At 50.3% G+C, this 26029-nt stretch carries 25 protein-coding genes, 2 tRNA genes and 1 other RNA gene; 26 read left to right on the top strand and 2 right to left on the bottom strand.

Annotated elements, in window-relative coordinates; genetic code table 11:
* The first annotated feature begins 15 nt into the window (after positions 1–15).
* The 24 genes from sdhC (at position 16) to CLR69_RS09425 (ending at position 22391) form a co-directional block, all read left to right on the top strand.
* On the top strand, positions 16–405 hold the full coding sequence (gene sdhC, locus CLR69_RS09540) for a succinate dehydrogenase cytochrome b556 subunit (RefSeq protein WP_129703635.1): 390 nt from the start codon (positions 16–18) through the stop codon (positions 403–405).
* On the top strand, positions 399–746 hold the full coding sequence (gene sdhD, locus CLR69_RS09535) for a succinate dehydrogenase membrane anchor subunit (protein WP_129712505.1): 348 nt from the start codon (positions 399–401) through the stop codon (positions 744–746). The genes sdhC and sdhD overlap by 7 nt, the downstream gene beginning before the upstream one ends.
* On the top strand, positions 746–2512 hold the full coding sequence (gene sdhA / locus CLR69_RS09530; protein ID WP_129703639.1) for a succinate dehydrogenase flavoprotein subunit: 1767 nt from the start codon (positions 746–748) through the stop codon (positions 2510–2512). Before sdhD ends, sdhA begins: the two co-directional genes overlap by 1 nt.
* Before the next feature lie 16 nt (positions 2513–2528).
* Entirely contained in the window at positions 2529–3245 is a 717-nt protein-coding gene (locus CLR69_RS09525; RefSeq protein WP_039302086.1) for a succinate dehydrogenase iron-sulfur subunit, read from the top strand.
* Positions 3246–3521: 276 nt separating this feature from the next.
* A complete protein-coding gene (gene sucA, locus CLR69_RS09520; RefSeq protein WP_129703643.1) occupies positions 3522–6329 on the top strand; it encodes a 2-oxoglutarate dehydrogenase E1 component in 2808 nt (935 codons plus the stop codon).
* Positions 6330–6344: 15 nt separating this feature from the next.
* Positions 6345–7571 carry a 2-oxoglutarate dehydrogenase complex dihydrolipoyllysine-residue succinyltransferase gene (gene odhB, locus CLR69_RS09515; protein WP_129712504.1) on the top strand — a complete coding sequence of 409 codons (1227 nt, stop codon included), beginning with the start codon at positions 6345–6347 and terminating at the stop codon, positions 7569–7571.
* Between the two features lie 195 nt (positions 7572–7766).
* A complete protein-coding gene (sucC, locus tag CLR69_RS09510) occupies positions 7767–8933 on the top strand; it encodes an ADP-forming succinate--CoA ligase subunit beta (RefSeq protein WP_010299192.1) in 1167 nt (388 codons plus the stop codon).
* Positions 8933–9805, top strand: coding sequence for a succinate--CoA ligase subunit alpha (gene sucD, locus CLR69_RS09505; RefSeq protein ID WP_014914674.1), 873 nt, complete (start codon positions 8933–8935; stop codon positions 9803–9805). The genes sucC and sucD overlap by 1 nt, the downstream gene beginning before the upstream one ends.
* A 227-nt stretch (positions 9806–10032) precedes the next feature.
* Complete coding sequence (locus CLR69_RS09500; protein WP_129712503.1) at positions 10033–11202, top strand: YfaP family protein; 1170 nt, start codon at positions 10033–10035, stop codon at positions 11200–11202.
* Between the two features lie 733 nt (positions 11203–11935).
* The gene (gene cydA, locus CLR69_RS09495; protein ID WP_129703649.1) at positions 11936–13504 is read left to right on the top strand and encodes a cytochrome ubiquinol oxidase subunit I; all 1569 of its coding nucleotides are present in this window, start codon (positions 11936–11938) and stop codon (positions 13502–13504) included.
* A 13-nt stretch (positions 13505–13517) separates the two neighbouring features.
* Positions 13518–14657 carry a cytochrome d ubiquinol oxidase subunit II gene (gene cydB, locus CLR69_RS09490; RefSeq protein WP_129712502.1) on the top strand — a complete coding sequence of 380 codons (1140 nt, stop codon included), beginning with the start codon at positions 13518–13520 and terminating at the stop codon, positions 14655–14657.
* A 16-nt stretch (positions 14658–14673) separates the two neighbouring features.
* On the top strand, positions 14674–14790 hold the full coding sequence (cydX, locus tag CLR69_RS09485; RefSeq protein WP_011092952.1) for a cytochrome bd-I oxidase subunit CydX: 117 nt from the start codon (positions 14674–14676) through the stop codon (positions 14788–14790).
* Entirely contained in the window at positions 14787–15080 is a 294-nt protein-coding gene (ybgE, locus tag CLR69_RS09480) for a cyd operon protein YbgE (protein ID WP_039302106.1), read from the top strand. Before cydX ends, ybgE begins: the two co-directional genes overlap by 4 nt.
* A 133-nt stretch (positions 15081–15213) precedes the next feature.
* A complete protein-coding gene (ybgC, locus tag CLR69_RS09475) occupies positions 15214–15618 on the top strand; it encodes a tol-pal system-associated acyl-CoA thioesterase (RefSeq protein ID WP_129712501.1) in 405 nt (134 codons plus the stop codon).
* Positions 15615–16301: a Tol-Pal system protein TolQ gene (tolQ, locus tag CLR69_RS09470; RefSeq protein WP_129703655.1), complete on the top strand. Its 687-nt coding sequence runs from the start codon at positions 15615–15617 to the stop codon at positions 16299–16301. Before ybgC ends, tolQ begins: the two co-directional genes overlap by 4 nt.
* Positions 16302–16313: 12 nt before the next feature.
* A complete protein-coding gene (tolR, locus tag CLR69_RS09465; RefSeq protein ID WP_011092956.1) occupies positions 16314–16739 on the top strand; it encodes a colicin uptake protein TolR in 426 nt (141 codons plus the stop codon).
* Positions 16740–16803: 64 nt separating this feature from the next.
* Complete coding sequence (gene tolA / locus CLR69_RS09460; protein ID WP_129712500.1) at positions 16804–17988, top strand: cell envelope integrity protein TolA; 1185 nt, start codon at positions 16804–16806, stop codon at positions 17986–17988.
* A gap of 138 nt (positions 17989–18126) precedes the next feature.
* The gene (gene tolB / locus CLR69_RS09455; protein ID WP_039356588.1) at positions 18127–19419 is read left to right on the top strand and encodes a Tol-Pal system beta propeller repeat protein TolB; all 1293 of its coding nucleotides are present in this window, start codon (positions 18127–18129) and stop codon (positions 19417–19419) included.
* Between the two features lie 40 nt (positions 19420–19459).
* Entirely contained in the window at positions 19460–19969 is a 510-nt protein-coding gene (pal, locus tag CLR69_RS09450) for a peptidoglycan-associated lipoprotein Pal (protein WP_010299226.1), read from the top strand.
* A 9-nt stretch (positions 19970–19978) separates the two neighbouring features.
* Positions 19979–20755, top strand: coding sequence for a cell division protein CpoB (cpoB, locus tag CLR69_RS09445; protein WP_129703661.1), 777 nt, complete (start codon positions 19979–19981; stop codon positions 20753–20755).
* A gap of 176 nt (positions 20756–20931) precedes the next feature.
* A tRNA-Lys gene (locus CLR69_RS09440) sits at positions 20932–21007 on the top strand.
* A gap of 40 nt (positions 21008–21047) precedes the next feature.
* A tRNA-Lys gene (locus tag CLR69_RS09435) sits at positions 21048–21123 on the top strand.
* 42 nt (positions 21124–21165) lie between these two features.
* Positions 21166–21294: non-coding RNA, RtT sRNA (locus CLR69_RS09430), on the top strand.
* 380 nt (positions 21295–21674) lie between these two features.
* The gene (locus CLR69_RS09425) at positions 21675–22391 is read left to right on the top strand and encodes a DUF554 domain-containing protein (RefSeq protein WP_129703663.1); all 717 of its coding nucleotides are present in this window, start codon (positions 21675–21677) and stop codon (positions 22389–22391) included.
* 14 nt (positions 22392–22405) lie between these two features.
* Here CLR69_RS09425 and CLR69_RS09420 read toward each other — a convergent pair whose 3' ends face one another.
* Positions 22406–22804 carry a YjaA family stress response protein gene (locus tag CLR69_RS09420; protein ID WP_129703665.1) on the bottom strand — a complete coding sequence of 133 codons (399 nt, stop codon included), beginning with the start codon at positions 22802–22804 and terminating at the stop codon, positions 22406–22408.
* Between the two features lie 215 nt (positions 22805–23019).
* Between CLR69_RS09420 and nadA the strand changes: the two genes are divergently transcribed.
* Together nadA and pnuC are read left to right on the top strand one after the other, a co-directional pair.
* The gene (gene nadA / locus CLR69_RS09415; RefSeq protein WP_129703667.1) at positions 23020–24081 is read left to right on the top strand and encodes a quinolinate synthase NadA; all 1062 of its coding nucleotides are present in this window, start codon (positions 23020–23022) and stop codon (positions 24079–24081) included.
* 58 nt (positions 24082–24139) lie between these two features.
* The gene (gene pnuC / locus CLR69_RS09410; protein WP_129712499.1) at positions 24140–24865 is read left to right on the top strand and encodes a nicotinamide riboside transporter PnuC; all 726 of its coding nucleotides are present in this window, start codon (positions 24140–24142) and stop codon (positions 24863–24865) included.
* Between the two features lie 7 nt (positions 24866–24872).
* On the opposite strand, the gene zitB is transcribed toward pnuC, so the two are convergent.
* The gene (gene zitB / locus CLR69_RS09405) at positions 24873–25835 is read right to left on the bottom strand and encodes a CDF family zinc transporter ZitB (RefSeq protein ID WP_129712498.1); all 963 of its coding nucleotides are present in this window, start codon (positions 25833–25835) and stop codon (positions 24873–24875) included.
* Positions 25836–26029 lie beyond the last annotated feature (194 nt).

The following is a 26029-nucleotide window of genomic DNA, read 5'->3' as shown; positions in this document are numbered from 1 at the left end:
AATAATAAAAGCTGTGTGGGCAAATCCGTGAAAAAACAAAGACCTGTCAATCTGGAATTGCAGACGATCCAGTTTCCCGTTACTGCGATAGCATCTATTCTTCACCGCGTCTCCGGCGTTATCACCTTTGTCGCTGTCGGTATTTTACTGTGGCTGTTAGGCACTTCTCTTTCTTCTGAGGAAGGGTTCCTGCGCGCTGCGGAAATTATGGATAGCTTCATCGTCAAATTTATCGTTTGGGGCATCCTCGTCGCGTTGGCTTATCACATTGTTGGTGGTATACGTCACCTATTGATGGATTTTGGCTATATAGAAGAAGAGCTTGCCGCAGGTAAGCGTTCTGCAAATATCTCCTTTATTATTACTGTCGTGCTTTCAATTCTGGCTGGAGTCCTCGTATGGTAAGCAATGCTTCTGCGTTAGGACGCAATGGCGTACACGATTGGTTACTGATTCGCGCTTCCGCCATCGTCATTGTTCTATATGTGGTTTATATTATTGGCTTTATTGCCACTACTGGCGACATCACTTATGAAATCTGGCGTGGTTTCTTCGCGATGGCCCTCACCAAAGTATTCACACTGCTAACGTTATTTTCCATTCTGGTTCATGCCTGGATAGGGATGTGGCAAGTGCTGACCGACTACATTAAACCGCTGGCCTTACGCCTGACTTTACAGTTGGCAATTGTGGTAGCGCTGTTGGTGTACGTCATTTATGGAACTATTGTGGTGTGGGGTGCGTGATGAATTTGCCAGTCAGAGAGTTTGATGCAGTGGTTGTAGGTGCGGGTGGTGCAGGTATGCGCGCCGCACTGCAAATTTCCCAAATGGGCCTGTCCTGTGCCCTGTTATCTAAAGTGTTCCCAACCCGTTCCCATACTGTGTCCGCGCAGGGCGGTATTACCGTTGCGCTAGGTAACACCCATGAGGATAACTGGGAGTGGCACATGTACGACACCGTAAAAGGGTCGGATTACATTGGCGATCAGGACGCAATTGAATATATGTGTAAAACCGGCCCAGAAGCGATTCTGGAACTGGAACACATGGGATTACCGTTCTCTCGTTTGGACGATGGCAGCATTTATCAGCGTCCATTCGGTGGTCAATCCAAGAATTTTGGCGGCGAGCAGGCCGCACGTACCGCAGCCGCTGCTGACCGTACTGGCCATGCGCTGCTGCATACGCTGTATCAGCAGAACCTGAAAAATCACACCACGATTTTTTCCGAATGGTACGCACTCGATCTGGTGAAGAATCAGGATGGTGCGGTTGTCGGCTGTACGGCAATTTGTATCGAAACGGGCGAAGTGGTTTATTTCAAAGCGAAAGCAACCGTGCTGGCAACCGGCGGTGCGGGCCGTATCTACCAGTCCACCACCAATGCGCACATTAATACTGGCGACGGCGTGGGCATGGCACTGCGTGCCGGTGTTCCGTTGCAGGATATGGAAATGTGGCAGTTCCACCCGACTGGTATTGCTGGTGCGGGTGTGCTGGTAACCGAAGGCTGTCGTGGTGAAGGCGGCTATTTGCTGAATAAGCACGGTGAACGTTTCATGGAACGCTATGCGCCAAACGCGAAAGATCTGGCGGGGCGTGACGTTGTTGCCCGTTCTATTATGATCGAAATCCGTGAAGGCCGCGGCTGTGAAGGCCCGTGGGGGCCACACGCCAAGCTGAAATTGGACCATCTGGGTAAAGATGTTCTGGAATCCCGCCTGCCGGGTATTTTGGAACTGTCTCGTACGTTTGCTCACGTCGATCCGGTTAAAGAGCCGATTCCCGTTATCCCAACCTGCCACTATATGATGGGCGGTATTCCGACCAAAGTGAGTGGTCAGGCGCTGACGGTGAATGAGAAAGGCGAAGATGTGGTGATTCCTGGGCTGTTTGCCGTGGGTGAGATTGCCTGCGTATCGGTCCATGGTGCCAACCGTCTAGGGGGGAACTCGCTGCTTGACCTGGTGGTATTCGGCCGCTCGGCGGGTGTCCATCTGCAAGAGTCTCTGGAAGAGCAGGGCGAAAGCCGCGATGCCAGCGAATCTGATATTGAAGCCTCTCTTGACCGCCTCAACCGCTGGAACAATACCCGTTCCGGTGAAGATCCAGTGGAAATCCGTAAAGCGCTGCAATCCTGTATGCAAAACAACTTCTCGGTATTCCGCGAAGGCGATGCGATGGCGAAAGGGCTGGAAGAGCTAAAAGTGATCCGTGAGCGCCTGAAAGACGCTCGTCTGGATGACACATCAACGGAGTTCAACACCCAGCGTATTGAGTGTCTGGAACTGGATAACCTGATGGAAACCGCGTATGCAACGGCTGTTTCGGCTAACTTCCGTACTGAAAGCCGTGGTGCCCATAGCCGCTTCGATTACCCAGAGCGTGACGATGAGAATTGGCTGTGCCATTCGTTATATCTGCCGCAAACCGACAGCATGACGCGCCGTGAGGTGAACATGCAGCCTAAATTGCGTCCGGCCTTCCCGCCGAAAATACGTACTTATTAATTGCGGAGATCAAACGATGAAACTCGAATTTTCTATTTATCGTTACAACCCGGATGTTGACGATGCTCCGCGGATGCAGGATTACCAACTGGAAGCGGAAGAAGGCCGCGACATGATGTTGCTGGATGCACTGATGCTGCTGAAAGAGCAGGATCCGACGCTCTCGTTCCGTCGTTCCTGCCGTGAAGGCGTCTGTGGTTCCGACGGCGTTAACATGAATGGCAAGAATGGACTGGCCTGTATTACGCCAGTTTCCGCGTTACGGCGTGGAAACAGCAAAATTGTTATCCGTCCTTTACCTGGATTACCCGTTGTACGTGATTTGGTAGTGGACATGGGGCAGTTCTATGCTCAATATGAGAAAATAAAGCCTTACTTGTTGAATAATGGGAAAAATCCGCCAGCGCGTGAACATCTGCAGTCGCCTGAACAACGTGCCAAGCTGGATGGATTGTATGAATGCATTATGTGCGCCTGTTGTTCAACGTCTTGCCCGTCGTTCTGGTGGAACCCGGACAAGTTTGTTGGGCCTGCGGGGCTGCTGGCGGCGTATCGCTTCTTGATCGACAGTCGTGATACGGAAACCAAGCCACGACTGGACGATCTGGACGATGCGTTCAGCGTGTTTCGCTGCCACGGCATCATGAACTGCGTCAGCGTTTGTCCGAAAGGGCTGAACCCGACCAAGGCTATTGGCCATATTAAATCGATGTTGCTGCACCGTAGCGCGTAACCGATAGTTAATACGTAACGCGTTATTGCATAAAGATTAAGTAGTAAAACATGTATCTCCCTCTGAAGTTGCTATTCTTCAGAGGGAGCGCAGGAAACCTTTAAAAGCTGGCTTGCGCGCCAGAACCAGTTTTTAAAGGTTCCTTAGGGGGGACGGATACCCTAAGCGCGTACCGATTGTACGACAAGTGAACCGTTTGTATGGCAAACGATATACGGACACTAATTACATGTTAACCACGGCGAAAACTGAAGCTTATTAGCTTAAGGGATCATAATGCAGAACGGCGCGATGAAGGCCTGGCTGGATTCCTCCTATTTGGCGGGTGCGAATCAGTCCTACATAGAGCAACTCTATGAAGATTTTTTAACCGATCCTGACTCGATCGAACATAGCTGGCGCTCGATCTTCCAGCAATTGCCTACGAGTGGAGTCAAACCGGATCAACTCCATTCCAAAACGCGTGAATATTTCCGCCGTCTGGCGAAAGATTCTTCGCGCTTTACCTCATCAGTCACCGATCCCGATATTGATGCTAAGCAGGTCAAGGTATTACAGCTGATCAATGCGTTCCGCTTCCGTGGACATCAGCGAGCTAACCTGGACCCGATCTTCCTGCGCCCTCAGGAACCCGTTGCTGAACTGGATCTGGATTACCATAACCTGACTCAGGATGACCTGCAGGAATCCTTCAACGTGGGTTCTTTTGCTATCGGCAAAGACACCATGAAGCTGGAAGATCTGTATGACGCGCTGAAACGCACTTATTGCGGTTCTATCGGTGCGGAATACATGCATATGACCAGCACGGAAGAGAAACGTTGGATCCAGCAACGTATCGAATCGGTAGCTGGTCAGGCGTCGTTTACGGTAGAAGAGAAGCGCCGTTTCCTGAAAGAGTTAACCGCAGCCGAAGGGCTGGAGCGTTATCTGGGCGCTAAATATCCTGGTGCCAAGCGTTTCTCGCTGGAAGGCGGTGATGCACTGGTTCCGATGCTGAAAGAGCTGATTCGCCATGCGGGTGCAAACGATACTCGTGAAGTGGTGTTGGGGATGGCTCACCGTGGTCGTCTCAACGTACTGATCAACGTGTTGGGCAAAAAATCTCAAGACCTGTTCGACGAGTTCGCCGGTAAACATAAAGAACATCTGGGTACGGGTGACGTTAAATATCATCAGGGCTTCTCGTCTGAATTCGAGACGGCTGGTGGTCTGGTGCACTTGGCGCTGGCGTTCAACCCTTCGCATCTGGAGATCGTCAGCCCGGTTGTGACGGGCTCGGTTCGTGCGCGTCTCGATCGCCTGAATAGCCAGAGTGGTCCGCGTGTTCTGCCAATCACCATTCACGGTGATGCAGCGGTCAGTGGCCAGGGTGTAGTGCAGGAACTGTTGAATATGTCGACGGTGCGCGGCTACGAAGTAGGCGGTACGCTGCGTATTGTGATCAATAACCGTATCGGCTTCACCACTTCTAACCCGCTGGATATCCGTTCCACCGAATACTGTACCGATATCGGTAAAATGGTGCAGGCACCGATTTTCCACGTTAATGCAGACGATCCAGAAGCCGTGGCGTTTGTCACGCGTCTGGCGCTGGATTTCCGCAACGCCTTTAAGCGCGATGTATTTATCGATCTGATTTGTTACCGTCGCCACGGCCATAACGAAGCCGACGAGCCAAGTGCAACGCAACCAATGATGTATCAGAAGATCAAAAAGCATCCGACGCCACGCAAGGTGTATGCCGATCGTCTGGAACAAGAAAAAACGATCACGTTGGAAGATGCCACCGAAATGGTCAATCTGTACCGTGACGCGTTGGATGCCGGTGAGTGCGTAGTCGATGAATGGCGTGAGATGGATATGCAGTCCTTTACCTGGACGCCGTATCTCAATCACGAATGGGATGAGCCTTATCCGCACGCAACGGAAATGAAACGTTTGCAGGAGCTTGCCAAACGTATCAGTGAAGTACCTGAAGGTATTGAGATCCACCCTCGCGTGGCTAAGGTTTATTCTGACCGTGCTGAAATGGCCGCAGGTAACAAACCGTTCGACTGGGGCGGCGCAGAAACGCTGGCCTACGCTACGCTGGTGGATGAAGGCATTCCGATTCGCCTGTCTGGTGAAGACAGCGGTCGCGGTACGTTCTTCCATCGCCATGCTGTTGTGCACAATCAGAAAAACGGTTCCAGCTACACGCCGCTGAACCATGTGCATAACGGACAGGGCGAGTTCAATGTATGGGACTCTGTATTATCCGAAGAAGCGATACTCGCGTTTGAATACGGCTATGCCACCGCAGAACCGCGTACGCTGACCATCTGGGAAGCGCAGTTTGGTGACTTTGCCAACGGTGCACAGGTGGTGATCGACCAGTTCATCAGCTCCGGCGAGCAGAAATGGGGCCGGATGTGTGGTCTGGTCATGTTGCTGCCACATGGTTATGAAGGGCAGGGGCCTGAGCACTCGTCCGCCCGACTGGAGCGTTATCTGCAACTGTGCGCTGAGCAAAATATGCAGGTATGTATCCCGTCAACACCAGCACAGGTTTATCACATGCTTCGCCGTCAGGCGCTGCGCGGGATGCGCCGTCCGCTGGTGGTGATGTCACCGAAATCCCTGTTGCGTCATCCGCTGGCAATCTCTTCACTGGATGAACTGGCAAATGGTTCCTTCCAGCCAGCGATTGGTGAGGTAGAAGAATTAGATCCGGCAGCCGTGAAGCGTGTCGTGCTTTGTTCCGGCAAGGTCTACTATGATTTGCTGGAACAGCGCCGCAAGAACGAGCAAAAAGATGTCGCGATCGTCCGTATCGAACAGCTTTATCCGTTCCCGCATCAGTCCGTTCAAGCGGCACTGGAACCTTTTGCCCATGTTCACGATTTCGTGTGGTGTCAGGAAGAGCCGCTGAATCAGGGAGCCTGGTATTGCAGTCAGCACCATTTCCGTGAAGTGATTCCGTTTGGGGCTTCTTTACGTTACGCAGGACGCCCGGCGTCTGCATCACCCGCCGTTGGCTATATGTCCGTACACCAGAAACAACAGAAAGATCTGGTTGATGACGCGCTGAACGTTGATTAAATAAAAGGATAGATAATGAGTAGCGTAGATATTCTTGTACCCGACCTGCCTGAATCTGTAGCTGACGCCACTGTTGCTACCTGGCATAAAAAACCAGGCGATAGCGTCCAGCGTGATGAAGTATTGGTTGAGATTGAAACTGACAAAGTGGTGCTGGAAGTTCCTGCTTCTGAAGCGGGTATTCTGGATGCTGTGCTGGAAGACGAAGGCGCAACCGTCACGTCTCGCCAACTTCTGGGCCGTATTCGCCGTGGCGATAGCTCTGGTAAAGAAACCGGCGAGAAATCTCAGAGTAAAGAATCCACACCGGCACAGCGTCATACCGCTGGTCTGGAAGAAGAGAACAGTGACGCACTTAGCCCGGCAATCCGCCGCCTGATTGCAGAGCACGATCTCGATGCGTCTACTATCAAAGGCAGCGGCGTCGGTGGTCGAATTACTCGTGAAGATGTGGATAAGCATTTGGCTGCCCAGAAGAAAGATTCTGGTAAAGCCGCTAAGCCTGAGGCTCCGGCAGGTTCTCCTGCACCTGCTCTGGGCGCGCGCAGCGAAAAACGCGTACCGATGACGCGTCTGCGTAAACGCGTTGCAGAACGTCTTCTGGAAGCGAAAAACAGCACGGCAATGTTGACGACGTTTAACGAAATCAACATGCAGCCAATCATGGATCTGCGCAAGCAATACGGTGAAGCGTTTGAGAAGCGTCATGGTGTACGTTTGGGCTTCATGTCTTTCTACATCAAAGCCGTCGTTGAAGCGCTGAAACGCTACCCTGAAGTGAATGCCTCAATTGATGGCGAAGACGTGGTTTACCACAACTACTTCGATGTCAGTATCGCGGTTTCTACCCCGCGTGGCTTGGTTACGCCAGTGCTGCGAGATGTGGATGCGCTGGGCATGGCCGACATCGAGAAGCGTATCAAAGATCTGGCAGTGAAAGGTCGTGACGGCAAACTGACGGTTGAAGAGTTGCTGGGTGGTAACTTTACGATTACCAACGGCGGTGTCTTTGGCTCTCTGATGTCTACCCCGATCATCAACCCACCGCAGAGTGCGATTCTGGGTATGCACGCCATTAAAGATCGCCCAATGGCGGTTAATGGTCAGGTGGTTATTCTGCCAATGATGTATCTGGCACTGTCTTACGATCACCGTTTGGTCGATGGTCGTGAATCCGTTGGCTTCCTGGTCACGGTGAAAGAGATGCTGGAAGATCCAGCGCGTCTGCTGTTGGACGTGTAGTCCACAGATAGACTTTCGGGCGGATAACCCTGACGGTTTCCGCCTGAAACACTGATTAAGTGCTATGCAGGCCGTTTTTTCTCAACGGCGTTATCCAAATATATCAGAGAGTTAATGGCGTTTTTCTCGACCTGAAGATTCGGTGATGAAAAATCGTCTGCCGACTTATCTCCAAACCTAAATGGATAGAACATCATGAATTTACACGAGTATCAGGCAAAACAACTCTTTGCTCGATATGGTTTGCCGGCACCGACCGGTTATGCCTGTACTACACCGCGTGAAGCAGAAGAAGCCGCATCTAAGATTGGTGCAGGTCCGTGGGTCGTAAAATGTCAGGTTCACGCAGGCGGTCGCGGTAAAGCGGGCGGCGTTAAAGTGGTCAGCAACAAAGAAGACATTCGCGCTTTTGCTGAAAACTGGTTGGGTAAAAAGCTCGTGACTTATCAAACCGACGCACAGGGCCAACCGGTTCATCAAATCCTGGTTGAAGCGGCAACGGATATCGATAAAGAGCTTTATCTGGGCGCGGTTGTTGACCGTGGCACTCGTCGTGTTGTGTTCATGGCATCCACCGAAGGTGGCGTAGAAATTGAAAAAGTTGCGGAAGAGACGCCGGAACTGATCCACAAAGCTGCCATTGATCCATTGGTAGGCCCACAGCCTTATCAGGGCCGTGAGTTGGCCTTCAAACTGGGTCTGAGCGGCAAGCAAGTTGCCCAATTCACCAAAATTTTCATGGGGCTGGCGACGCTGTTCCTTGAGCGCGATCTGGCGCTGGTCGAAATCAACCCGCTGGTTATCACCAAGCAGGGCGATCTGATCTGTCTGGATGGCAAACTGGGCGCGGACGGTAATGCACTGTTCCGTCAGCCTGAGTTGCGTGAAATGCGTGACCCAAGCCAGGAAGATTCCCGTGAGGCGCATGCGGCACAGTGGGAACTGAACTATGTGGCGCTGGACGGTAACATCGGCTGTATGGTGAACGGTGCTGGTCTGGCAATGGGTACCATGGACATCGTGAAGCTGCATGGCGGTTCTCCTGCTAACTTCCTCGATGTAGGTGGTGGCGCAACAAAAGAACGCGTGACTGAAGCATTCAAAATTATCCTGTCGGACGACAAGGTAAAAGCCGTCTTTGTTAACATCTTTGGTGGCATCGTGCGTTGCGATTTGATCGCTGACGGTATCATCGGCGCGGTGGCCGAAGTCGGTGTTAACGTACCGGTTGTGGTACGTCTTGAAGGAAACAATGCGGAACTGGGTGCCAAGAAACTGGCGGATAGCGGCCTGAATATCATTGCCGCCACCAGCCTGACGGGTGCGGCTCAGCAGGTTGTTGCAGCAGTGGGGGATAAATAATGTCCATTCTGATTAATAAAAATACCAAAGTTATCTGTCAGGGTTTTACCGGTAGTCAGGGGACATTCCACTCTGAGCAAGCGCTTGCTTACGGTACGCAAATGGTCGGTGGTGTGACGCCGGGTAAAGGCGGCACGGAACATCTGGGTCTGCCTGTATTTAATACGGTGCGTGAAGCGGTAGAAGCGACGGGCGCAACGGCATCCGTTATCTACGTTCCTGCACCGTTCTGTAAAGACTCCATTCTGGAAGCGATTGACGCAGGTATCGAACTGATTATCTGTATCACTGAAGGTATCCCGACGCTGGATATGCTGACGGTGAAAGTAAAACTCGACCAGAGCGGCGTACGGATGATCGGTCCGAACTGCCCAGGTGTGATCACGCCGGGTGAATGTAAGATCGGGATTATGCCTGGCCATATTCACCTGCCGGGTAAAGTCGGTATCGTTTCTCGTTCAGGTACACTGACGTACGAAGCGGTGAAGCAAACGACCGATGCGGGGCTGGGTCAGTCCAGCTGTGTAGGTATCGGTGGCGACCCGATCCCCGGTTCTAACTTCATCGATATTCTGAAGCTGTTTGAGCAGGATCCACAGACAGAAGCCATCGTCATGATCGGTGAAATCGGCGGTACGGCAGAAGAAGAAGCGGCGGCGTATATTAAAGAGCACGTGACTAAACCTGTTGTTGGTTACATCGCAGGTGTGACGGCACCGAAAGGCAAACGTATGGGCCATGCTGGTGCCATTATTGCCGGTGGTAAAGGTACTGCTGATGATAAGTTCGCAGCGTTAGAAGCGGCGGGTGTTAAAACCGTTCGCAGTCTGGCGGATATCGGCGACGCAGTAAAAGCGATATTAGCGCGTTAATCTACTATTCGATTAAATATCCTAGCCACCTTCGGGTGGCTTTTTTTATCCAAATTTGGTTGTTAAGGTTAATTGGCACAATCGAATTACACATGACTTTCTCACTGTTTTATTGGATAATTCGCGCGCCTGAAAAGGGTGGTTAGTGATAAATAGAAATGATGATTATCTCATTGAGCTAATGTAAGCAGGGAATGATTAATTAATTTGCCTTAAGGGGATGTTTTGTGAAAGGAAATATAATAGCGCTAACTCTGGCATTGTCTGTATTTACCTGTGCGGCCAGTGCGCAATCTATTAATATTGAAGTGCTGAGTGCGACGGTTAAAGATAAAAAGATTGATGACGCGGCGGTGATTCTACAGAAGAACGGTGCTCAGTCAGTGACTGCTCGCTCTGATGCCGCAGGCCGCGCGGCGCTTAATGTGTCGTTCGACGTCGATCAGGACAGTCTGCTGATCATTAAAAAAGAAGGCTATTCCGATCTGGTGGTGAAATGTCCGTGTGATGGAATGACTTATGCTATTAGTCCAGTAATGAAAAATCTGGACGGTATGCGAATTGTATTAACTTGGGGTGAAAGGCCTTTCGATTTAGATTCCCATCTTATATATCCGGATAATCATATTTATTTCCAACACAAGAAAGGACGCGATGCCAATCTTGATGTCGATGATACCGATAGCTTTGGGCCGGAAACCATCACCATTGATAAAAAGCGTTTAGGTGAAAGTTATCTTTATGCTGTTCATGATTATACGAATGGTGATAAAACTAATTCATCCGCGCTTTCCGCAAGTAGTGCAAAGGTATTTGTCTATGTGGGGAGTTCATTAGTGCGGACGTATTCCGTCCCAATGAATAAGCTGGGGAATATCTGGACGGTTTTCCGTCTTAACCCTAACGGTGATTTTGACGATATCAATGCCGTTGGCGAGGCCGATTTCTCAAAAGCGAAGGATGGTAATGCGTTGCCAATGGTGCTTAACCCGGCGCAGACGGCCACTTTCATTACTGGAAATACCGCACTGGCAAAAACGCTTAACCGTGACGGTGAGGCTGCCTATGGGCGCGGTGAACTGGAACAGGCCACAACTCTGTTTCTGGCCGCGATCGAACAGGATAGTGCATTTGGTCAGGCATACAGCAACCTGGGCCTGGCCTATCAAAAACGGGGCAATATTGCCGAAGCGATTTGGGCCAACCGTAAAGCGATAGCGCTGGCAAACGGTAGCAATGCGGCAACCACGCGTGCCAGCTCGTACTACAACATTGCAAAAATCTACGAGAATGCGGGCCAGTTCAGCGATGCACTTCAGCATTATGAGCTTGCGAGAAGCCAGAAAAGTAACACGGTTTACGATAAGGCTATCGAGCGTATGAAAACGAAGATGTGAATACCGCATCTTGCTACGTATCATCTAATCTGTGATCACCGCGGAGGCCTTTTGGCCTCCGTTTTTGCATGCAGCGTGACAAACTGACGATACACCGAGGAAAGAGCAGGGGGAGTTCTCTTCAGGTTGATAAAAAATATCGATTTTTTGTCAGAAATAAAAAATAAAAATCTGACACAAAATAGAAGATAAAAAAACATGTGAATAATCGATAACGGGAAGTAAAAATTATATTGCTGAATTAATTTTAATTTAAACTGAAAAGTCACAATAAATTAACAATGAGCGTAATAAAGAAATTAATGCAACGCATCTATCACGAGAAAAGCGTTAAATTGTTTTAGATCAAAAAACGCCTCTGGATATAATTTCTGAAATAGGCTTAAATTGCGCGAGGTCAATTATCGGTTTTCGCATTGCTTAGTGGAAAAGTTGATTTGAAGCCAAAAACCTAGTCTGGGTCACGTAAAAACCTATTTATTGTGTGGGATTACAGGCGTAATATACGACTACCTCCTTACGGGGTACGCTATTTGTAATACTTGTGATTTATCTTGAGCTTGCTGTCGGGGCGTCACGGTGTGGCTGCCTTAGTGAACGGTATTTTTAGCGTTTGTTACAGCCTGTGTTAAAGCAATTCTTGTTGTGTTCTTTTTGGGTGTAATGGCCGGATGTTTGGCAGCTTGTTAGCGTTTGCAAGCTAATCCCTTCCTGCGAGGAGCAAGGAGTCAAAATGTTTGATGTAGTCGAACTGTCACGTTTACAGTTTGCCTTGACCGCAATGTACCATTTTCTATTCGTACCATTAACGCTGGGGATGGCGTTTTTGTTGGCGATTATGGAAACGGTATATGTGCTGTCCGGCAAACAGATCTATAAAGATATGACCAAATTCTGGGGCAAGTTATTCGCAATTAACTTCGCTCTGGGGGTTGCTACCGGATTGACCATGGAGTTTCAATTCGGGACCAACTGGTCATATTTCTCTCACTATGTCGGGGATATTTTCGGCGCACCACTGGCGATTGAAGGCCTGATGGCATTCTTCCTGGAATCGACCTTTGTTGGCTTGTTCTTCTTCGGTTGGGACCGTTTAGGAAAAGTGCAGCATATGGCCGTTACCTGGCTGGTTGCACTGGGCTCTAACTTCTCTGCACTGTGGATTCTGGTCGCCAATGGCTGGATGCAAAACCCTATCGCATCGGATTTCAACTTCGAAACCATGCGTATGGAAATGGTGAGTTTCGCCGATCTGGTACTGAACCCAGTCGCTCAGGTGAAATTCGTTCACACGGTGGCAGCAGGTTATTGTACTGGTGCGATGTTCATTCTGGGTATCAGCTCTTACTATCTGCTGAAAGGCCGCGACATTGCCTTTGCCAAGCGTTCATTTGCCATCGCAGCAAGCTTCGGTCTGGCTTCTGTTCTGTCCGTTATCGTATTGGGTGATGAATCCGGTTATGAAATGGGCGACGTGCAGAAAACCAAACTGGCCGCGATTGAAGCCGAATGGGAAACACAGCCCGCCCCAGCATCCTTTACGCTGATCGGCATCCCGAACCAGGATACGATGGAAAATAACTATTCCATCAAGATTCCTTACGCTCTGGGAATAATTGCCACCCGTTCGACTGACAAAGAAGTCACAGGTCTGAAAGAGCTGATGGCGATGCATGAAGTGCGTATTCGTAATGGTATGCAGGCTTACCATCTGCTGGAAGAATTACGCGCAGGCAATACCGACCCAGCGGTTAAAGAAGCGTTCGATCAGTCTAAGCAAGATCTGGGCTATGGCCTGTTGCTGAAACGCTATACGCCGAAAGTCTCTGATGCGACAGAAACTCAGATTCAACAAGCGGTTAAAGATTCTATCCCACGCGTTGCGCCGCTGTACTTCTCTTTCCGTATTATGGTGGGTTGCGGCATTCTGATGCTGTTGATCATCGGCCTGTCTTTCTGGACCGTTCTGCGTGGCAAAATTGGTCAGAAACGCTGGCTGCACCGTATCGCACTGTATGGTATTCCGCTGCCGTGGATTGCTATCGAAGCCGGCTGGTTTGTCGCTGAATACGGTCGTCAACCTTGGGCCATTGGTGAAATTCTGCCAACAGCCGTCGCGACGTCATCACTGACAGCAGGGGATATCCTGTTCTCAATGGCGCTGATCTGTGGTCTGTATACGCTCTTCCTGGTTGCAGAAATGTATCTGATGTTCAAATACGCACGTTTGGGGCCGAGCAGCCTGAGAACTGGGCGTTACCATTTTGAACAACCTATAGCGGCTGCGCAGGAAGCACGGTAAACAGGAGTCCACTATGTTTGAATATGAAGTCTTACGTTTTATCTGGTGGCTGTTGATCGGTATTTTGCTGATTGGCTTCGCTGTCACTGATGGTTTTGACATGGGTGTGGGCATTCTGGTCCGTCTGATGGGACGTGGGGATACTGAGCGTCGTGTCATGATTAACAGCATTGCGCCGCACTGGGACGGTAATCAGGTATGGTTGATCACCGCGGGTGGCGCTTTGTTTGCTGCCTGGCCGATGGTTTACGCTGCCGCGTTCTCCGGTTTCTATATCGCCATGATTTTGGTTCTGGCCTCATTGTTCTTCCGTCCTGTCGGCTTCGATTACCGTTCAAAAATCGAAGATCCGCGCTGGCGTGGGATGTGGGACTGGGGCATCTTCATTGGTAGCTTTGTTCCGCCAGTTGTCATCGGTGTCGCGTTTGGCAACCTGTTGCAGGGTGTACCGTTCCACGTCGATGAGTATCTGCGTCTGTACTACACCGGAAACTTCTTCCAACTGCTGAACCCGTTTGGTTTGCTGGCTGGTGTGGTGAGTCTGACAATGATTCTTGCTCAGGGCGCAACCTACCTGATGATGCGGACCACGGGCGACTTGCACGTGCGTTCCAAATCTGCCGCGCAGATTTCCGCATTGGTGATGATGGTGGCGTTTGCTCTGGCTGGCGTATGGGTGATTTACGGTATTGATGGTTATGTAGTGACTTCTGCGATAAATACCGCGGCTGAGTCTAATCCACTGCGTAAAGAAGTTGTTCAGCAGGCGGGTGCCTGGTTGGTTAACTTCAATAACCATCCGGTGTTGTGGGCTATTCCAGTGCTGGGCGTGATATTGCCGATCTTGACCACCCTCATGGCGCGCGCAGAGAAAGGAGCATGGGCATTCTTGTTCTCTTCTCTGACTATTGCTTGTGTGATTCTGACTGCTGGGATCGCAATGTTCCCGTTCATCATGCCATCAGTCACGGTGCCTAACGTCAGCTTGACGGTATGGGATGCGACATCGAGCCTGCTGACGCTGAAAGTGATGACGGTGGTTGCGATTATTTTCGTTCCTATCGTGCTTTCTTATACCGCGTGGTGTTACTACAAGATGTTCGGTCGCATTACCAAAGAGCAGATTGAGCAAAACACTCACTCTATGTACTAAGTAAGGAGCTTAATTTATGTGGTATTTTGCCTGGATACTCGGAACGCTTCTTGCTTGCTCACTGGGGATCATCACGGCCCTGGCGATTGAGCAGAGTGAGGCAAGCAAAGCGGCTGAAGAAGATAAGCAATGAGTGATCTGGTCGATAAACTCTATCGCCTGATGGATAAGAGCCCGATAAGGGCTCTTTCCCTTATCATGGCGTTGCTGCTGGCTGGCTGTGTATTCTGGGATCCGACGCGCTTTGCGGCGCGTACCAGTGAACTCGCGGTTTGGCAAGGGCTGCTGTTGATTTGGGCCGTTTGCGCTGGCGTTGTTCATGGTGTCGGCTTCCGTCCACATCGTCTGCTCTGGCGCGCGTTTTTCGCCCCACTTCCCGCCTTTGTGATCCTGTGCGCAGGATTGTACTATTTCTTCGGCTAAAATAGCCTCCTATTCCATTTAGTTATGGGTTGCTTGCAGCCCATAATTATTTTCTTTCCGCAGTCACAATCCATTCCAAACCTCATTTCTCTTGCGTATAGTAGCGAGGTTTAATGCATTACCGGGATGTAGAGTGAGTAATTCGTTGTTTCGCTGGCCAGTTCGAGTCTACTTTGAAGACACTGATGCAGGTGGCGTTGTCTACCATGCACGCTATGTTGCCTTTTATGAAAGGGCAAGGACTGAGGCGTTGCGTGAGCGCAACTTTCACCAGCAAGCCTTGTTAAGTGAGCACGTCGCGTTTGCTGTTCGTCGGATGACGGTGGAGTATCTTGCTCCTGCTCGCCTCGACGACATGCTGGAAGTGCAAAGCGAGATTATCTCGCTACGTGGTGCTTCTCTGACTTTCGCACAGCGTATTCTCAATGCTCGTGGCACCCTGCTAAGCCATGCTGAAGTTTTGATCGCATGCATCGATCCACATCAAATGAAGCCAATTGCGCTTCCTAAGTCTATTGTCGCGGAGTTCAAGCAGTGACTGACATGAACGTTTTTGATTTGTTCCTGAAGGCAAGCCTTCTGGTCAAACTAATCATGCTGATTTTAATCTGTTTTTCTATCGCTTCCTGGGCGATCATTATTCAACGTACCCGAATTTTGAATTCGGCGACGCGTGAGGCTGAAGCGTTCGAGGATAAGTTTTGGTCGGGCATTGAACTGTCGCGTCTTTATCAGGAAAGCCAAGGTCGTCGCGATAGTCTGACGGGCACTGAACAAATCTTCCATTCAGGTTTCAAAGAATTTGCGCGGTTGCATCGTGCTAACAGCCATGCGCCGGAAGCGGTGGTAGAAGGTGCATCCCGTGCGATGCGTATTTCAATGAATCGTGAATTGGAAACGCTGGAAACACACATTCCCTTCTTGGGCACCGTGGGTTCTATCAGTCCGTATATCGGCCTGTTCGGTACCGTTTGGGGAATTATGCACGCCTTCATCGCGCTGGGCGCCGTGAAGCAGGCAACCTTACAAATGGTTGCTCCCGGTATTGCCGAAGCCTTGATTGCAACCGCAATCGGCTTGTTTGCCGCGATTCCTGCGGTAATGGCGTATAACCGCCTTAGCTTGCGAGTGGGCAAACTGGAGCAGAACTACGACAACTTTACAGAAGAGTTCATCGCGATCCTGCACCGTCAGGCGTTCTCCAGCGACAACAGCAAGTAATCAGGGGGGATCATGGCACGAGTACGCAGAGGTCGTCGTGAGCTGAAATCCGAGATCAACATTGTTCCGCTACTGGACGTGCTGTTGGTGCTGTTGCTGATTTTTATGGCGACAGCACCGATTATTACGCAGAGCGTTGAGGTGGATCTGCCTGATGCGACCGACTCAAAAACGGTCTCAAGCAACGACAATCCGCCTGTGATCGTAGAGGTTTCGGGCGTAGGTCAATATAGTCTGGTTGTTGAGCAAAACCGTATGGAACAGCTTCCGGCAGAGCAGGTGGTTGCCGAAGCGCAATCACGACTGGCAACCAACCCCAAGACGGTCTTCTTGATTGGTGGCGCGAAGGATGTTCCTTATGATGAGATCATTAAAGCGTTGAATTTGTTGCATCAGGCTGGCGTAAAATCCGTTGGTTTGATGACGCAACCGATTTAAATGAGCACATCACGGTAATGATCGTTAAGCCTATTTCTGGCAACACTGTTTTTGGGAATCGCTTGTGTTAAAGGCAAACGAACAAAACGATAAGCTGAAACGCGCCGTTATTATCTCGGCTGTTTTGCACGTCATACTGATTGCTTTGCTGCTCTGGAGTTCGTCGACGCAAACGATGGATGCCAGCGGGGGCGGCGGAGGCTCGTCAATTGATGCCGTAATGGTCGATCCGAGCGCAGTCGTGGAGCAGTATAACCGCCAGCAGCAGCAACAGACTGATGCGAAACGTTCTGAACAGCAGCGTCAAAAGCAGGCTGAACGGCAGGCCGAAGAGCTTCAGCAGAAGCAAGCCGCTGAACAGCAGCGGCTGAAAGAGCTGGAAAAAGAACGTCTGCAAGCGCAAGAAGAGGCGAAGAAGCAGGCTCAGGAACAGGCTGAACAGCGTAAGCAGTCTGAAGCGGCGGCTCAGCAGGCAAAAGAACAGCAGAAGCAAGCCGAAGCTGCTGCCGCAAAAGCGAAGGCGGAAGCTGAACAGCAGGCGAAAGCGGCTGCAGACGCTAAAAAGAAAGCAGAAGACGAAGCGAAGAAGCAAGCTGCTGCCGCTGCTGCTAAGAAGCAGGCGGAAGAAGAGGCGAAAGAAAAAGCCGCTGAAGCAGCCAAGCAAAAGGCAGCAGAAACCGCGAAAGCAGAAGCAGCAAAGGCCGCAGCGGAGGCAGCAAAAGAGGCTGAACAAGCTAAACAAAAAGCAGCAGCTGAGGCAGCTAAACAAAAAGCTGATGCTGATGCGGCGAAAAAAGCAGAAGCAGCCGCAGCGGCTAAAAAAGCCGCTGATGATAAAAAGAAAGCGGCAGCAGAGGCGGCTAAGCAGGAAAACGCCGTTGATGATTTGCTGGGCGGCTTGGCATCATCGAAGAATGCGCCGAAGTCTGGCGGTGGTGCGCCTGCGGGCACAGGTAACAATAAAAAGAGTGGTGCATCAGGTGCGGCACTCGATAGTTATGGTGGTCAGGTTCGTTCAGCCATTCAGAGCAAGTTTTATGACTGGCAGCTCTACAAAGGGCGTACCTGTACATTACGGATTAAGCTGGCGCCAGATGGTCTGCTGATTGATGTCACGGCTGAAGGTGGCGATCCTGCGTTATGCCAGGCGGCTATTGCGGCTGCCAAACAGGCCAAAATACCGAAGCCACCAAGTACGGATGTTTATGAGGCTTTCAAAAATGCGCCAATAGATTTTAAACCGCAGTAACCGGGCTGTTTACCCAATAGATTTAAGATTATTACGATGGTAAATAAACCAGGTTATGTTGTTTTGTTGACATTGGTTTGTTTTTGTTAAAATTCTGCTAATTTATCGTAGACTTCGCGTCTGGATAAGGGAGATGAGATGAAGCAAGTACTGAAAGTTGCAGTAAGCTTTTTAATGCTGTGGGCAGCGGCGCTGCACGCGGAAGTACGTATAGAGATTACCCAAGGGGTAGACTCTGCACGTCCTATTGGTGTCGTTCCGTTCAAATGGGCAGGGCCGGGCGCTGCGCCTGAAGACGTAGGCGGCATCGTGGGTGCTGATTTGCGTAACAGCGGGAAATTCAATCCGATCGATGCAAACCGTATGCCGCAGCAACCTGCAACGGCATCTGAAGTGACGCCTGCTGCATGGACGGCGTTGGGCATTGATGCGGTGGTTGTTGGTCAGGTTCAACCGAGCGCCGATGGCAGCTATCTGGTTTCTTACCAGCTCGTTGATACGTCGGGTAACCCTGGGAACGTACTGGCTCAGAACCAGTTCAAAGTGACCAAACAGTGGTTGCGCTATGCTGCACATACGGCAAGTGATGAAGTGTTTGAAAAGCTGAGCGGTATTAAAGGTGCGTTCCGTACCCGTATCGCTTACGTCGTACAGACCAACGGCGGCCAGTTCCCTTACGAACTTCGCGTTGCGGATTATGACGGTTACAACCAGTTTGTCGTTCACCGGTCACCGCAGCCGCTGATGTCTCCAGCCTGGTCAGCAGACGGTAGCAAACTCGCCTATGTAACGTTTGAAAGTGGTCGTTCAGCACTGGTTATCCAAACGCTGGCAAATGGCGCGATTCGTCAGGTTGCTTCTTTCCCGCGTCACAACGGTGCGCCTTCTTTCTCTCCTGATGGCAGCAAGCTGGCGTTTGCTCTGTCTAAGAGCGGTAGCCTGAATCTGTATGTGATGAATCTGGGATCGGGACAAATCAGTCAGGTGACTGATGGCCGCAGCAATAACACGGAACCAACCTGGTTCCCAGACAGCCAAACCTTGGCCTATACTTCAGACCAGGCTGGCCGTCCTCAGGTTTACAAAGTTAATGCTAACGGCGGTGCTCCACAGCGTCTGACTTGGGAAGGTTCTCAGAACCAGGACTCAGATGTGAGCGCCGACGGGAAATTTTTGGTAACGGTGAGCTCTAATGGTGGGGCTCAGCATATTTCCAAACTGGATCTGGTAACGGGTGCCGTACAAGTATTAACGGACACGTTCCTGGACGAAACGCCAAGTATCGCACCGAATGGCACGATGGTGATCTACAGTTCTAAACAAGGGCTGGGATCAGTGCTACAGCTGGTTTCGACAGATGGACGTTTCAAAGCGCGTCTTCCGGCTACTGATGGACAGGTTAAATTCCCTGCCTGGTCGCCGTATCTATAAGTACAGATATGTACAATAAACTCGTCAAAGGACATAAGAAATGCAATTCAATAAAGTGCTGAAAGGCCTGATGTTGGCTCTGCCGGTACTGGCAGTGGCCGCTTGTAGCTCCAACAAGAATGCGGACAATGACCAATCTTCCATGGGTGCTGGTAACAACGGCATGATGGACGGCGGCAACATGTCTTCTTCTGAGCAAGCTCGTTTGCAGATGCAAGAATTACAGCGCAACAACATCGTTTACTTCGGTCTGGACAAGTACGATGTGAGCTCTGAATTCGCTCAGATGCTGGACGCACACGCTGCATTCCTGCGTAGCAACCCGTCTTACAAAGTGACTATCGAAGGTCATGCGGACGAACGCGGCACGCCAGAATACAACATCGCTCTGGGTGAGCGTCGTGCCAACGCGGTACAAATGTACCTGCAGGGTAAAGGCGTTTCTTCCGATCAGATCTCTATCGTTTCTTACGGTAAAGAGAAACCAGCTGTTCTCGGTCATGACGAAGCGGCATATGCCAAAAACCGTCGTGCCGTTCTGGTATATTAAGAGAATCGCATGAGCAGTAACTTCAGACGTCACCTGTTGGGTCTGTCGTTACTGGTTGGCGTAGCGGTCCCTTGGGCCGCTACTGCCCAAGCGCCAATCAGTAATGTCGGCTCAGGCTCGGTCGAAGACCGCGTCACTCAATTGGAGCGTATTTCTAACGCTCACAGTCAGCTTTTAACCCAACTTCAGCAGCAGATCTCTGATAATCAACGTGATATGGACAGCCTCCGTGGGCAGATTCAGGAAAGTCAGTATCAGTTGAATCAGATTGTTGAACGGCAGAAGCAGATCTATCAGCAGATTGATGGATTAAGTTCGCAATCATCTTCTACACCGACAACAGACGGCACACCTGCCGCTGCTGCGGGTACTGATACCGGTGCCGCCAATACGGCGGCACCGGCCAGTACGGGTGATGCGAATACTGATTACAATGCTGCAGTCGCACTCGTATTGGAGAAAAAACAGTACGATCAGGCGATCAGCGCATTTCAGGCATTCGTCAAGAAGTACCCTGATTCAACGTATCAACCTAACGCTAACTATTGGCTTGGTCAGTTGAATTACAACAAGGGGAAAAAGGACGATGCGGCGTACTATTTCGCCAACGTTGTTAAAAATTATCCCAAGTCACCAAAAAGTTCCGAAGCCTTGCTGAAGGTTGGGGTGATCATGCAGGAAAAAGGTCAGGCTGATAAAGCCAAGGCCGTTTACCAGCAAGTTGTAAAAATGTACCCCAATACGGAAAGTGCAAAGCAGGCGCAAAAGCGTTTAGCGGGATCGTAATACCAGTATTAATTGGCACAAAAATTGCGCATCATGAGCGGTTTTTGTGCCTAAACGTCTTAAGAGTAAGCAATCAAACAGTTTTTTAAGAAAATAGGTTGCGCTGAAAATTTAAATCAGTAATATGTGCCGCCGTTGCCAAGGCAAACAGCGAAACGCTAAAGCAGCATGAAATTGGGTCGTTAGCTCAGTCGGTAGAGCAGTTGACTTTTAATCAATTGGTCGCAGGTTCGAATCCTGCACGACCCACCAATTTCAAGAAGAATGTTAGTAAGCAGTAGTTCCGCATTGCGGGTCGTTAGCTCAGTCGGTAGAGCAGTTGACTTTTAATCAATTGGTCGCAGGTTCGAATCCTGCACGACCCACCATCTTCTAGCAGTTCAATTCCTGATAATACTATCTGCGTTTCTATGCAATGAACATCGTGACTTTCAATCAATTGGTCGCAGGTTCGAGCCGAGCGAAGCGAGACAGCAACGCGCCAGCGTTGACCCCGAAGGGGCGAAGCCGAAGGCTGAGTCATCCTGCACGACCCACCATCTTCTAGCAGTTCAATTCCTGATAATACTATCTGCGTTTCTACGCAATGAACATCGTGACTTTCAATCAATTGGTCGCAGGTTCGAGCCGAGCGAAGCGCGTCAACGTTGACCCCGAAGGCTGAGTCATCCTGCACGACCCACCACCGCTTCAGCAGTAAATCTCCTCCTTTGAATAAATTCATTTTAGTCTATGCAGCACGTGTCGTCTCGATGAGATAAAACCTATTATCATTCCCAGCTCGTTAAAGCTTTGGAGTATAGTAGGGTTTCACCCCTCTGCATGGACTACATAACCCGTCAGGAACTGTTTCCTAATCCTATCAAGCAGGGAAGTCATTGCCACAGGGAAGCGTGTGTCGCCCTGTTTAGGAAGATATATGATTGGTCCGTTGATTAATGGTGCCGCCATCTTGATTGGTAGCGGTCTGGGCATTGCTTTACGTCGCTTTATTCCTCAGCGTTTGCAGGATGGTTTGCCTCCTGCATTTGCGATGGTGTCGATTGCCATGGGGGTCACGCTGGTTGTTAAAGTCCAGCAACTCCCTGCAGTGGCGCTGGCTATCGTGATTGGCGTGGCGTTAGGTGAACTGCTACGTATGGAGTCCGGCGTGCAGTGGGCTGGTACGATGATTCAGAAAGGATTAAACCGCGTTCTGCCTGCGCAGGAGCATCGCCTACCGCAGGATGTCTACACTCAGAACTTTACCGCGCTAATCGTTCTGTTTTGTGCCAGCGGCACTGGTGTAGTTGGGGCGTTGACGGAAGGGTTAACGGGTGATTATCAACTGCTGATTATTAAATCTGCTTTGGATATTTTCACCGCGCTGATTTTCTCCATCACGCTTGGCCTTGCTGTAATGTCGATTGCGATACCGCAGATGATTGTCCAGATCTTGTTATTCTTCTCCGCCAAATTGATTATGCCCTTTATGACAGAGGTCACGATGGGTGATTTTTCTGCCTGTGGCGGAATTATCATGATTGCGGTAGGGCTGAGAATCGCGCAGATCAAATCATTTGCGGTAGTTAACTTCCTGCCTGCTTTGGTTCTGGTTATCCCTATCTCTTTGTACTGGCATCGATTCTTCGCCTAAAACGCAGTGTCTGATTAGCGGCTGACGATAGAAGGCATGTCGCCGCTAAAAATTTGTATAACTTCCTGGTCGGTAAGCGGCACATTTTTGCTACATACATAAATATGTTTTCCTTGCGGACTGATGCTCTTGGCTAACTCTATGTAGCTGGCAAACTCAACCTGGCTGTGCCCGCCTTCATTCATCTCCATAGCATGGATGATAACGTTGTGTGAGGAGAACAGATCAGCCAGTCGTTTGGCCGCTACCTTGCGTGCGAGTCGGTCCAATAGCTTCATCGCAGGAATCATCTGCCCGAGCAGTAAGCGCGTGGTTGTAAAAGGTACTTCTGATTGCTCAGTCACCTCTTTTTTAGTGTCCACGTTTCTGACGGTCAACGTATCGCGATATATTCTGATATAGAGGCTGGCCATGCCATTTTTCTCCTTGTCTCTCTTCTACTGATGGTCCCATCCACGTATCCCATATCACTATTTTAAGCATATTAAACAAAATGGTGGGTTTACTAGAAAAAATACCGCGACTTTAGGCAAGGTTTTCGGTATTTTGTTTAGGATAGAAAACTCCGCTGCTGGTGCTGAACCAGTATCAGGTGTTCCAACCCGAGTTGTCATCGTGGAAATCCATAATGAGTATCCTTTTTGATAGCAATGAGACTATTTACCCCTTTCCGCCGAAGCCCAAGCCATTATCGGCTGATGCAAAACAGCATTATCGCAGCAGGATAAAGACGCTGCTGCGGGAAAGAAACGCTGTCATGGTCGCGCACTACTATACCGATCCGGAAATTCAGGCGCTGGCTGAAGAGACTGGTGGCTGTGTGGCGGATTCGCTGGAAATGGCGCGGTTTGGTAGCACCCACTCTGCATCGACGCTGTTGGTAGCAGGGGTGCGCTTTATGGGGGAAACCGCCAAGATACTTAACCCGGAAAAGACGATTCTGATGCCTACGCTGGAAGCCGAATGTTCGCTCGATCTCGGTTGCCCCGTCGATGAGTTCAGCCGTTTTTGTGATGCGCACCCAGACCGAACGGTAGTGGTGTATGCCAATACCTCTGCGGCAGTAAAAGCGCGTGCAGATTGGGTCGTTACATCCAGTATCGCGGTGGAGCTGATTGAACATCTGGATAGTCTGGGAGAAAAGATTATCTGGGCGCCGGATCGCCACCTGGGAAGCTATGTACAAAAACAGACGCAGGCGGATGTGTTGTGTTGGCAAGGCGCGTGCATTGTGCATGATGAATTTAAAACGCAGGCGCTGAAACGCATGAAGATTCTGTACCCCGATGCGGCAATTTTGGTCCATCCAGAATCGCCACAGAGCGTGGTAGAGATGGCTGATGCCGTTGGGTCAACCAGCCAACTGATTCAGGCTGCGAAGACGCTGCCACAGCGTGAATTGATTGTAGCGACCGACCGCGGCATTTTTTACAAGATGCAGCAGGCCTGCCCGGAGAAAACATTGCTGGAAGCGCCGACAGCGGGTGAAGGGGCAACCTGCCGCAGTTGCGCTCACTGCCCGTGGATGGCGATGAATGGGCTGGAGGCGATTGTTAACGGTCTGGAGCAAGGCGGTGATGCACATGAGATACATGTTGATGCAGCTTTGCGAGAAGGCGCGCTAATCCCGTTGAATCGCATGTTGGATTTTGCTGCTTCGCTAAAATTGCGTGTGAAAGGGAATGCTTGACGGGGATTCAGGGCATTTTGATATAAGTTTCTTACAATAATTGAGACAGGGTGGTGAGATGGATTTTTTTAGTACCAGTAATATTTTAATTCATATTCCTTTGGGCGAAGGGGGATACGATCTTTCCTGGATTGAGGCGATTGGCACGCTATTTGGGTTGCTGTGTATCTGGTTCGCGAGCCAGGAAAAAACCATCAACTATCTATTTGGGTTGATTAACGTCACGCTGTTTGCCGTGATCTTTTTTCAGATTCAGCTTTACGCTAGCCTATTGCTGCAAATCTTCTTCTTTGCCGCCAATATCTATGGTTGGTACGCCTGGACGCGCAAGACGGATACGCAGGAAGTCGAGTTACGCATTCGCTGGCTACCCGCGCAGAAGCTCATTGGCTGGTCGGTAGCCTGCGTTGTCGCGATTGGTTTGATGACGTTCTACATTGATGCGGTGTTTGCTGTGCTAACGCGTATTGCCGTTTCTGGTATGCAGGGGCTAGGGTTGTCAGTACAAATGCCGAATCTTCAGCCGGATGCGTTTCCATTCTGGGATTCCACGATGATGGTGTTGTCGATTGTGGCGATGATTTTGATGACGCGTAAATACGTCGAGAATTGGCTGCTGTGGGTGGTGATTGATGTGATAAGCGTGGTAATTTTTGCTTATCAGGGGGTGTATGCGATGGCGGTCGAATACGCGATCCTGACGCTGATTGCCCTGAACGGCTCTTGGCTGTGGATTAAGAGCGCAAAGGAAAATCGCGTCAGCGCGGTTTCAAACGGCGTGTAACCCAAACTTAATGCTTGTGGTGGTGGCCTTCTACATCATGCTTTTCATTATCATGAATAGCCGAATGATGGTTTTCCTGATGAAAAGAGCAGTGGTCATCATCACAGCGTTGATATTCCATCTGAATGGTTGCGTGTTCAATCTGGTAATGCGTCAGTAAGTATTCCTGAATACGTCTTAGCAGCGCATCGTGATCGTGAGGCGGCACCACTTGTGCATGCAGCGTCATCATCGGTTTTTCGCCAACCTGCCATAAATGAACATGATGGATGTTCCTGACTTCGGGAATATTCAGCGTCAGATCTTTCTGCAGCGCCTCAACGCTGAGCTGGTTTGGTGTGCCTTCCAACAGTTCATGAATACTCTCTTTCAATAGCGCCCACGCACTACGCAGTACCAGACACGACACCAGAATAGAGAGAATCGGGTCGATAGGCGTCCAGTTGGTATAAAGAATGATGACGGCGGCGGCAATCGCCCCAACGGATCCTAGCAGATCGCCCAGCACATGCAGGGCCGCTGCGCGGACGTTAATATTTTTCTCTTCACTACCTTGGTGTAATAGCCAAAACGCCACAATGTTTGCCAGTAACCCAGCAATGGCGACAAGCAGCATAGGGATGCCAGCAACGGGCTGAGGGTCATTGAAGCGTTGAATCGCTTCCCAGAAGATAAAAGCAGTAATCAGTATCAGCGTTAGCGCGTTAACAAAGGCTGCGAGGGTGGTGAATCGCAGATAACCAAAGGTGTGGCGCGAATTCGGTTTACGCTGTGCGAAACGTACAGCGACAAGCGCGACGAACAGCGCTGCGGCGTCGGTCAACATATGACCGGCATCGGCGAGCAGAGCCAGGGAGCCGGACAGCAGGCCGCCAATGACTTCTGCCACCATAAACGTGGCGGTAATGATAAATGCGGCCAGCAGACGTTTACTGTTGCCTGATTCCGTGTGGCTGTGGTTATGTGCCATAAATCACCCTGAGTTGCGGTTTTATCCTACTTTACTGAAACCCACAGAGAAAACCTATCCTGTGTTCACTGACCCGTTGGTTGGGCTATTTTTTGGTGAAAATAGGACGGATGCGGCATCTGAGAGCATTTGATCGCGCAAATCCTACTGATTTCAGCGTCCTGATAACACCAGCTTGACATATAATAATCAAT

It is taken from the genome of Pectobacterium zantedeschiae (genome assembly GCF_004137795.1).
Taxonomy (GTDB): Bacteria; Pseudomonadota; Gammaproteobacteria; order Enterobacterales; family Enterobacteriaceae; genus Pectobacterium; species Pectobacterium zantedeschiae.
The sequence above is the reverse complement of the archived record's forward strand: the minus strand, read 5'-3'. Positions and strand labels throughout refer to the sequence as shown.